Origin of the sequence: Blastococcus sp. TF02A-30 (assembly GCF_003319185.1) — a bacterium.
Lineage (GTDB): Bacteria > Actinomycetota > Actinomycetes > Mycobacteriales > Geodermatophilaceae > Blastococcus.
The window spans coordinates 1-1,115 of sequence record NZ_QOHJ01000017.1; the positions used below are offsets into that span (position 1 = coordinate 1).

Genomic DNA, 1,115 nt, shown 5'->3' on the forward strand with positions numbered 1-1,115 from the left:
TGTACTGACCGGACAGGTTGGTCAAGCGGGTGATGGGTGGCTGACGTCCGGTCGCGGTGTGGGGTCGGTGATGGTTGTACTCGTGGAGCCAGGCCGGGAGGGCCTTGCGGCGTGCTGACTCGCTGGGAAAGGGTCGTCGGTAGGCCCAGCCAGCGGCCATCGTCCGGTGGAAGCGTTCGATCTTGCCGTTGGTCTGTGGCCGGTAGGGGCGGGTGCGGCTGGGCTTAATGCCCAGCTCGAGGCAGGTGTCCCGCCAGAGGTGGGCGCGGTAGGCCGAGCCGTTGTCGGAGAGAACCCGTTCGACGGTTATGCCGCGGGCGGCGAACCAGCTCACGGCGTTGCGCAGCACCGTTGTGGCGGTCGCGGCGGTCTCGTCGTCGTGGATCTCGGCGTAGGCGACGCGGCTGTGGTCGTCGATCACGGTGTGCACGAACGCGGTGCCGATCTTCGGGTTGTAGTAGGCGTTGCGCGGCTTGCCCGGAGTGGCAGCACGGTTCTTGTCGCCCTGGGCCCGGCCGACGTAGCGCCAACCGCCGCCGTCGGGGATGTTGCCGAGCTTCTTCACGTCCACGTGCAGCAGCGCACCGGGCCGCTCGTGCTCGTAGCGGCGGACCGGCTCACCGGTGACCCGGTCGACGTGCGCGAGGCGGTGCAGCCGGCAGCGACGCAACACCTGGTGAACGGTCGAGGCCGCGACCCCGACCCGAGCAGCAATCTCGACTGGACCCAACCGCTGTTTCCACCGCAGATGCACGATGCGGCGGACCACCGGTTGCGGCGTCCGCCGGGGACTGCGGTGTGGGCGCGAGCTCCGATCGGCCATCCCTGCCTCGCCGGCCTGCCGATAGCGCTGAGCCCACCGGTTGGCCGTCGGCCAGGACACCTGGAAGGCCGCAGCAGCGTGGCTGACCGGCCACCCCTGCTCGACGATCAGCCGCGCCAGCTTGAGCCGGTGGCGAGGAGTCAGCGCGGCATTAGCGTGGGACACGAGGACCTCCGGGTTCGTGCAGTGGTCGCCTTCAGCAGCTCCACTCCACGTCCGGAGGTCCTCCCCGAACAAGACCTACTCAGATCCCGTCGTCACAACTCCTCGACCAACGTCTCCGGTCAGTACA

At 68.9% G+C, this 1,115-nt stretch carries 1 protein-coding gene; it reads right to left on the reverse strand.

The features are described 5' to 3' along the window. Positions 1-988 (reverse strand): IS481 family transposase (locus DQ241_RS20220; protein WP_113832066.1); only part of this gene is annotated, 988 nt, incomplete at its 3' end. Positions 989-1,115: the final 127 nt, after the last annotated feature.